Below are 9,040 nucleotides of genomic sequence, written 5' to 3' on the forward strand. Positions count from 1 at the left end.
CGCCCCATCTGCGTCATCCGCGTCATCTGCGGCTAAAAACCTTGTCCAAAAAACTAAAAGTTACGACCTTGTTACACATATTTGTGTTCTGTTATGTGCCTTTTGTGGCTATTCCCGTCGAAACCAACTCCCTGGCCTTGCGAAGAATGCTTTTTTCCTGCGGGTAGCTGGCGTTCGCTATGGCCTTTTCGATTGGAAACCACTCCACGCGGTCCACCTCGGCATCGTGCAGCGACGGGTCGCCGCCGGTGAATTGGAGAAGATAGAACGTCACGATCTTGAAGACGCGGATCGGGGGTTTTTCCCATTTCGCCATGTAGGAGTACTTGATCGTGTCGAGCTTCGTGATGATCGTTCCCGAGAGTCCTGTCTCTTCACGGGCTTCCCGTTGCGCGGCCGCTTCAGCAGCTTCGCCGGGTTCGATCAGTCCCTTCGGCAGCGCCCACGCCTTGCGGTCGTGCGGCTGAATCAGAGCAACTTCGGTCGTGCCGGCAGTGATTCTGTACACGACGCATCCGGCGGATATCTCTCGTCTGGCCATTCGCTGAAGATATTAACGGAACGGGAACGGAACACAAAAGGCACAAAAAGCCCAAAGTCAGGCAGCCAGGAGCGTTGGCGTCCGGAGCAATTCGGGCACAATCGCCCAGAGAATACTCCAGATGCCCCCGGTATCCTTCTGAAGACACACAACGCCGCCGTTTCTTAAGGCGATTGGCCGGAGATCGGGGGCGCCCGTCAGGAGCAGTGATATGAGACGTTCGAGGTGAGGAAGATGGCCGACGATCAAAACGTCGTCCGTATAGACTTTCAGGAAGTTGGCCATCAGGGAAGGATCGTCGTTTGGTTCCAGGCCCTGGACGTGGATGGGGCCGGAAGTGCATCGTATGCCTTCGGCGAAAAGATGCGCGGTTTCTTCGGCCCGAGCCTTTCCGCTGTGTTGTATCAATGAAACCGTGATCCGGAGGGCCGACAGAAATTCCACGACCTGCATGACTTCGTTGCGGCCTTCGTCGCTCAAACCACGATTGGGATCGTCTTCGGCTGATTTTGCTTTTCCGTGTTGAACCAGATACACGCGCATAGACCCTCCTCTGATATTATGGACGGTTTTGGAGATCGTTTAAATCGCAGGGCGTAATAAATGATGGCCATTGACCTGGAAAAAATCATAAAGACCGATCAGGAACACTTCGTTCATCCCCAATTTCATCCTAACGATCATAAGCAGCCGTTTGTCTGGGTCTCCGGAGAGGGCGCTAAATTGCGCAGCGCCGACGGGAAGGAATACATCGACGGTCTGGCATGTCTTTGGAATGTCACGCTCGGGCACGGCCGGAAAGAGCTTGCTCAGACCGCCCTCAAGCAAATGGAGCAGCTGGCTTTTACGACTTCCTATATCGGGCATACCAACATTCCCGCCGTGCAATTGTCGGAACGGCTGGCGGAGCTCTGTTATCCATCCATCAATCATTTCTTCTTTTCATCCGGTGGCGGCGAGGCCAACGACAGTGCCATCAAAACAGCGCGCTTCTTCTGGAACAGCCAGGGCAAGCCGGACAAATCCAAAATCATCAGCCGGGAACACGGCTACCACGGCGTTACGATCGGGTCGATGAATGCGACGGGTATCCCCAGCTTCTGGCCGATGTTCAGCTCGCAGATCCCCGGCTTCATCCACATCCCCTCGCCGTACCCATACCGGTACGTTTCCAGCAATCCGAACGTCAGCCAGGGGCGCGCCGCTGCCGATGAACTGGAGAAGGCGATCCTGCGCGAAGGCGCGGACACGGTCGCCGCTTTTCTGGCTGAACCGGTGCAGGGTGCCGGCGGGCTGATGGTCCCGCAGGACGACTATTTCCCGCGTATCCGGGAAATCTGCGACAAATACGATGTCCTTTTTATGGCCGACGAGGTCATCACCGGTTTTGGCCGTTTGGGCCGCTGGTTCGGGCTGGAACACTGGAAGGTCGAGCCGGACATCATTACCTTTGCCAAGGGAATTACCTCGGGCTACTTGCCGTTGGGCGGTATCGGAATTTCCGACCGCGTCTTCAAGGTAATGGCGGATGCTCCGCCGACGCGCCGGTGGATGCACGCCTTTACGTATTCTGCCCATCCGACCTGTTGCGCCGTCGCCCTTGCCACTCTCCAGATTCTGGAGCGTGAGGGCCTGCTCGAAGAGGCGGGCCGGAAAGGGAAGAAACTACTGGCCGGCCTGAAGCAGCTGTCTTCGCATGAAAATGTCGGTGACGTCCGCGGCATGGGTCTGATGTGCGGCGTTGAACTGGTCGAGGACAAGGCCACGAAGAAGCCCTTTGCCGCCGATCGCAAGGTCGGTGCGCGCCTGTATCAGGAGTGCTGCAAACGGGGACTGGTCAGCCGCATCAAAGACGACATCTACATGCTGGCGCCCGCGTTTGTCATTTCCGATGCGGATCTCGACCGCTGCGTCAACATCATCGGGGAGTCCATTCCCGTCGTTGTAAAAGCGTAGAAGAGGTTAAAATAGGCCCAGATTTGTCCATAAGGAGCTAGCGTGAGATTACATCGTGGATTCATTGCCCTCGCAATGATGACGTTTGCCGGGATCGCGGCCGCCCAATCGAATACCAGCCGGGTAGCCATAGTGAACGGGCAGACGATTACTGAGGCAGACCTCGAGAAGGCCGCCGCCTCCGAGTTGAAGTCACTCGATATCAAGAAGCTGCAGAACGATTCGGGACTCGCGCAGGACAGGCAGGAGATTTTACAGAAAGCGCTGGACGATCTGGTTTCCGAAAAGCTGATCGACGCAGAGGCTGCCAAGGAGAGCAAAACCAAGGATCAACTTCTTCAGGCGGAAATCGAAAGCAATGTCGACACGCCAACCGCGGAAGACGTCGAGGCGTTCTATGAAGCCAACAAAGAGCGCATTCCGATTCCGAAGGAACAGGCGCTGCCTCAGGTAAAGGAGTACCTGATCGATCGCAGCCGCACTCACTATCGCGACATGCTGATCGCGCGCCTGAAGAAAGACTTCGGCTTCAAGTCGTATCTCGAGCCGCTGCGGACATCAATTGCTACCGACGGTTTCCCCTCGAAAGGGCCGGACAACGCCCCGGTAACGATCGTCGAATTTTCGGATTTTGAATGCCCCTATTGCGGCGGCCTCTATCCCACTCTGAAACAAATCGAGAAAGCCTATCCGCAGAATGTCCGGATCGTTTACCGCCAGTTTCCTTTGACCAATCTTCATCCTCATGCGATGAAGGCGGCCGAAGCTTCACTGTGCGCCAACGAACAGCACAAATTCTGGGAGTTTCACGATTCCATGTTCGGCAACCAACGCGAGTTGAGCGTTGCCGACCTCAAACAGCGCGCCGTCGATATGAAGCTGGACACGAAAGCATTCAATGAATGTATCGATTCCGGACGCGAAGCCGCAGCCATCCAGGCGGATATTCAGGAAGGCGCCAAGGCAGGTGTGACCGGCACGCCGGCGATGTTCATTAATGGACGCCTGCTTTCCGGAAATCAGCCGTACGCGGACATCAAAGACGTCATCGACGACGAGATCCAGCGCAAGCAGGCAGCCAAGTAGGTTTGGTTTTATTCGAAATTGGAGGTTGGAAACTGGAAATCTGCGGTACCGAAAATTTCCAATTTCCAATTTCCAATTTCCAATTTCGAATTTCGAATTTCGAATCTCCAAACCAAGGTAGAAATTTCTCCCCGCTTCCCGGTGGTGTTCTGAGTACGGTTCACTAAACCATTTTAAATCAACCGATGATTTGGGCAACCTTCCCCGAATTACGGCCTCTCGATTGCACCTCAAGGCAGTACCAATCCAAAAGTTCTAAGGAGTTCATTATGGCTATCGACCCAGTGTGTGGCATGGAAGTCGACGACCGCTCCGCCAAAGAACGCGCAATCCATCAGGGGACGACGTACTACTTCTGCAGTGAGGACTGCAAAGACGAGTTTGAAGCCGCGCCGGAAGACTACATTGGCGGCGAAGAGGAGATGACGGGTACCTAGAAAAAATAGTCGCGGGCCAAAGCCCGCGACTATTTTGGGTAATCCAGCTAAGAAGAGGGTTTATGGAAAATGCAGTGTATTGCCTCGCATCAAACGAACCGCAAGCCAATGAAATACTGACCCACCTGCGGAACCTCGGCTTTTCTGCGTCGGAAGTGTCGATCCTTCTGAAGGATAAGAAAACCAAGAATATCTCGGTCAAAGAAGACGCCATTCGCGGTGCGCGAAAAGGCGGAATTGCCGGGGGCGTACTGGGCGCAATCTTCGGATTGACGGCCTTATCGGTTCCGGCAGTTGGAGCATTGCTCGTTGCCGGGCCCTTCCTGGCCGCACTCGGGGGCGCTGCTGTCGGTGGCGTTGTCGGAGGGCTGGCAGGGGGGAGCGGGGCACTGACCCATGTCGGAATTCCGGAGGAACACACGCCGCGGCTGGAGCAGAAGATCCACGCTGGCGCGATCCTGATTGCGGTCCATTCGGATGACCCCGCCAGGCTCGATCGGGCGCTCCGGGTGTTCAAATCGTCCGGCGCCGACGAAATTTATGGGGAACAGGATCTGGCGGCTTAAGAGCCATTCATTGATGAGATAAGACCACCCATTTGTGGCATGTTCCGTTTTGGAGTATCCTTGCCGCAATGGCCCGGTTTCAAACCAAACCGTGGATGGTATGGTTTCTTGCCCTCGTCTGCGTCATCCTCTGGACGCAATTTGCGGCGGTGGCCGAGTTATGTCCGCAGGCGCACGGACCGAATGACTACTGCGCCGTCTGTCATCTGGGCGTACTGCCTTTTTTGCAGACCTCTATTTCAGTCGCGGAAGCCCCCATCTTTCCAGTCGAACGGCTGATCGTTCCGCCGGAGCGGCAGGCGGACTGTACGAAGCACCGCACTCCCGGCGTTTCACGAGCTCCTCCAATCGAATCCTGACAAGGCACTGTTGTCTTCCGGTTCCCTTGTGCGGGAGCCGCCGTCAATCATTTTCATTGGAAGGAGCGAATTGGCTATGCCAGTCCAATCGCTGCATCGTGCGCGTTTATTGGCCTTTACGTTGGCTGTCGCCGCCGTAGGGTTCACCGTTTACACCGGTTTCAGGCATCTGGAAGGCCGGCCGCTGCAGACCCCACCGGAATCCGGAGGCCAGGCGTATACAGCGGAGAAGCCCACGGACCAACCGAGACTGCTGAGCGTTTCGAGTAATCAACTCGCTCACCTGAACATTGTCGACGCGAAAAAAGCGACGTGGTCCGTCAGTGTTCAAACCACCGGAACCGTCGATTGGGACGCCGACCATACCACTCAAGCGATCACTCAGGTCAATGGCCCCATCGCCCGGATCATTGTCGACCTCGGAACGCCCGTAAAAGCGGGCGACCCCCTGCTGTATGTGTCGAGTCCCGATGTGGCGAATGCGATTTCCGCCTATCGAAAGGCGAAAAATCGCGAGGGTCTGACGAAGCGGATCATGGATCGTCAGAAAGAATTGCTGGATCGTGGCGCCGTGGCCGTGAAGGACTATGAAAGCAACGTCGCCGACTACAACGACGCTACAACAGACGTACTGAACAGCCTGCAGGCCTTGAAGATTTTCGGCATCACCGAGCAGGAGATCGACAATGCCCAGCAGCAGGGCAAACCCATCACTCCGGAACTTGCCGTCCGTGCGCCCATCAGTGGAACGATTATTCAAAAGCTGGTTTTGCCGGGACAGTTTATTCAGGCCGGCACCACCGCGTGCTTCATGCTGAGCGATGTCTCCGTCGTGTGGGTTCAGGGACACATCTTCGACCGCGACCTGCCGTCCATTCAGCTTGGCGACGAAGTCGAAGAAAGCAATGCCGCTTTAAATCGCACCTTCCGTGGAAAGATCTCTTATATCGGCGCATTTCTCGACCCCGATACGCGCACAACTCCGGTCCGTATTGCGACGGAGAACCCCCAGGGGTTTCTTAAGAAGGACATGTTCGTCAATGCGGTGGTCCACACCAGCACCCGGAACAACATTGTCGTCGTGCCGATCGCAGCGATTCTGCGCGATGCTCAGAATGAACCGCTGGTCTATGTTCAGGCCGAGCCCGGCAAATTCGCTCAGCGATCGGTTCAGATCGGCGCTTCCCAGAATGGCGAGACCGAAATTCTGAACGGTCTGCGGGAGGGGGAGAAGGTCGTCGCCGACGGCAGTCTTTTCCTTCAATTTGCGAACTCGTATCAGTAGGAACCCTCTGGAATGATTGCGCGCATCGTCTCTGCTGCTCTCTCTCAGCGATTTCTGGTCGTCATCGCTGCCGTTGGACTCGTCATCTGGGGAGGCTTCGCTTTCCAGAAGCTTCCGATCGACGCGTATCCGGACCTTTCGCCGCCGCACGTCGAAATCGTGTCTCAGTGGCCTGGCCATGCGGCCGAAGAAGTCGAACGTCTCGTCACCATTCCGATCGAAGTCGAGATGAACGGCATCCCGAAGCTCGACACGCTTCGTTCGATTTCCCTCTATGGCCTTTCGTCGGTACAGATGAACTTCGAATACGGCGCCGATCCCTATTTTGTCCGGGAACAGGCATTTGAACGGATCTCCGACGCGCAGGTGCCGCAGGGTGTCATGCCGGGCATTGAGGCGCTGTTCAGTCCGAGCGGCCTGATCTATCGCTATGTCCTGCAGAGCCCGGATAAGACGCCGCAGGAATTGAAAATTATCGAGGACTGGGTGCTCGAACGGAAGTTTCGATCGATCCAGGGCGTCGCCGACGATTCAGGGTTCGGCGGAACGACCATGCAGTACCAGGTTCTGCTCGACCCGAACAAATTGTTCGCCTACGGCCTGACCGTCCCCGGAGTCTCCACCCAGCTCTCAAACAATAACGCCAATGCCGGCGGCGGGTTTTATTCGCAGGGCGGGCAGTTTTATTACATTCGCGGGCTTGGCCTCGTGAAGGACACCCAGGATATCGGAAATATCGTTCTCTCAGCCAAGAACGGCATCCCGGTTTATGTGAAGGACACCGCCCAGGTCGCGATCGGGTACGCCCCGAGGCTGGGCCAGTTCGGATACATGAAGCAACCGGAAGCCGTCGAAGGCGTCATCCTGATGCGCGTCGGGGAGCAGGCTCAGGTGATCCTGAAAAAAGTTGAGGAAATGACGAAGAACCTCAACGAGCATGTGCTGCCGCCCGACGTCAAAATCGTTCCGTACTATGACCGCCAGGCTTTGATCGCTGAAACCACGGACACCGTAGAGCGGAATCTGCTGCGCGGCATGATTCTCGTTCTCGTGATTCTGGGTCTCTTTCTCCTCAATGTGAGAACCGCCCTGATTGTCGCGTGCACGATTCCATTCTCTTTGATGTTCGCCTTCATTTGTCTCGACTGGAGGCATATTCCGGCGAACCTGCTTTCCATAGGCGCGATTGATTTCGGAATCATTGTCGACGGCGCCGTCGTTATGGTCGAAAACATTTTCCGTGAACTGGCGGCGCGGACAGACCAGGAGTACCGGATTGTCGATGTCATCCGGGTGGCGGCTCGCGACGTGGAGCGGCCGATCTTCTACGCGGTTTCGGTAATCATCGCCGGGTACATTCCAATTTACGTGCTTTCCGGTCCGTCGGGCCGGCTGTTTCAGCCGATGGCGGATACGATGTCCTTTGCGCTTTTGGGATCGCTGCTTTGTTCGCTGACGCTGTTGCCCGTGCTTTGCTCTTATTTCCTGACCAGACACGTTCACGAGCCCCGGCTTTTCATCTATGAGTGGATCACCAGAACCTACGGTTTTCTGCTCGGCTGGTGTCTGCGATTCCGCTTGCTGACCGTGCTGCTTGTCCTGGCAGTGTTCGGGGCTTCGCTTCTGTTGATCCCCTCGATCGGCTCGGAGTTCATGCCGCACCTGGATGAAGGTGCTTTGTGGGTTCGTGCGACAACGCCGTACACTATATCGTTCGAGGAAGCCTCGAAGCTGTCGCCGCAGATACGCGATATTCTATTGAGCTTTCCGCAAGTCACGACGGTTGCCAATGAACTCGGCCGCCCCGACGATGGAACGGACCCGACCGGTTTTTTCAACAACGAATTCTATGTCGGCCTGAAACCATACCGCGACTCCGCATGGAATGGAGACATCCATGCAAAACCGCAGCTGATCGAACAGATACAGAAGAAACTCGAGGCGTTTCCGGGAATTATTTTCAACTACACACAGCCGGCGGAAGACGCGGTGGACGAAGCGGAGACCGGTTTGAAGAGCGCTCTTGCGGTCAAGATTTTCGGCGCCGATCTGACGACGCTGGAGGACCGGGCACAGCAGGTGAAGAACATCCTGTCGAAAGTTCCCGGCATCACCGAAATCACGGTGGTCCGTGAACTTGGCCAGCCCAGCCTGACCATCACACCGGACCGGGAAAAGATCGCGCGCTACGGCTTGAACGTCAGCGACATCAACACGCTGGTCGAAACGGCGATGGGCGGCCAGGCGGCGACTCAGGTGATTCAGGGCGAGCGTGAGTTCGACCTTGTGGTCCGCTTGCAGGAGAAATTCAGGAGCGACGAGAACGCCATCAAAAACCTGCTGATCCCGACGCCGGATGGCCAGTACCTGCCGCTCAACCAGTTTGCGGACGTGAACATCGAAAACGGCGCTTCCTTCATTTACCGGGAGGCGAATTCGCGCTACATCGGGATCCAGTTCAGCGTCGAAGGCCGCGATCTGGCCGGCGCCGTCGGTGAAGCGAAGAAGAAGGTCGAAGATGCGGTCAAACTACCGATCGGCTACACCTACGATTGGGGCGGGGAATACAAAGACTATCTTGCCTCCCAGGAACAGATGAAAGTCATCCTGCCGCTGACCGTTCTGCTGATCCTGCTGATCCTCTTTGCCCTTTACGGGAATCTCAAGTTCCCAATCATCATTTTTTTCAGCGTCCTGATCACGGAGCCCGTCGGCGGCCTGTTCGCGCTCTGGCTGACGCATACGAACTTCAGTGTGTCGTCGATGCTGGGCTTTGTGGCGTTGATGGGAGTGGCGGTGCAGACCAGCGT

At 56.2% G+C, this 9,040-nt stretch carries 9 protein-coding genes; 7 read left to right on the forward strand and 2 right to left on the reverse strand.

Annotation, left to right across the window (positions count from 1 at the left end):
* Positions 1-91 precede the first annotated feature (91 nt).
* Together VGK48_08275 and sixA are read right to left on the reverse strand one after the other, a co-directional pair.
* Entirely contained in the window at positions 92-541 is a 450-nt protein-coding gene (locus VGK48_08275; GenBank protein ID HEY2381166.1) for an NUDIX domain-containing protein, read from the reverse strand.
* A 57-nt stretch (positions 542-598) separates the two neighbouring features.
* A complete protein-coding gene (gene sixA, locus VGK48_08280) occupies positions 599-1,084 on the reverse strand; it encodes a phosphohistidine phosphatase SixA (GenBank protein HEY2381167.1) in 486 nt (161 codons plus the stop codon).
* Positions 1,085-1,144: 60 nt separating this feature from the next.
* On the opposite strand from sixA, the gene VGK48_08285 reads away from it, so the two are divergent.
* From VGK48_08285 to VGK48_08315, 7 genes are all read left to right on the forward strand, one after another.
* Positions 1,145-2,497 (forward strand): aspartate aminotransferase family protein, encoded by a 1,353-nt coding sequence (locus VGK48_08285; protein ID HEY2381168.1) that lies wholly within the window; start codon positions 1,145-1,147, stop codon positions 2,495-2,497.
* A 42-nt stretch (positions 2,498-2,539) separates the two neighbouring features.
* Complete coding sequence (locus tag VGK48_08290) at positions 2,540-3,583, forward strand: thioredoxin domain-containing protein (protein ID HEY2381169.1); 1,044 nt, start codon at positions 2,540-2,542, stop codon at positions 3,581-3,583.
* Between the two features lie 269 nt (positions 3,584-3,852).
* Positions 3,853-4,020 (forward strand): YHS domain-containing protein, encoded by a 168-nt coding sequence (locus tag VGK48_08295; protein HEY2381170.1) that lies wholly within the window; start codon positions 3,853-3,855, stop codon positions 4,018-4,020.
* Between the two features lie 62 nt (positions 4,021-4,082).
* Entirely contained in the window at positions 4,083-4,586 is a 504-nt protein-coding gene (locus VGK48_08300; protein ID HEY2381171.1) for a hypothetical protein, read from the forward strand.
* Between the two features lie 68 nt (positions 4,587-4,654).
* Positions 4,655-4,945 carry a hypothetical protein gene (locus tag VGK48_08305; GenBank protein HEY2381172.1) on the forward strand — a complete coding sequence of 97 codons (291 nt, stop codon included), beginning with the start codon at positions 4,655-4,657 and terminating at the stop codon, positions 4,943-4,945.
* 76 nt (positions 4,946-5,021) lie between these two features.
* Positions 5,022-6,230 carry an efflux RND transporter periplasmic adaptor subunit gene (locus VGK48_08310; GenBank protein ID HEY2381173.1) on the forward strand — a complete coding sequence of 403 codons (1,209 nt, stop codon included), beginning with the start codon at positions 5,022-5,024 and terminating at the stop codon, positions 6,228-6,230.
* 12 nt (positions 6,231-6,242) lie between these two features.
* Positions 6,243-9,040: CusA/CzcA family heavy metal efflux RND transporter (locus VGK48_08315; GenBank protein HEY2381174.1), on the forward strand; the 2,798-nt coding region annotated here is incomplete at its 3' end.

The organism is Terriglobia bacterium (assembly GCA_036496425.1).
In the GTDB taxonomy this organism is placed as follows: Bacteria; Acidobacteriota; Terriglobia; order 20CM-2-55-15; family 20CM-2-55-15; genus 20CM-2-55-15.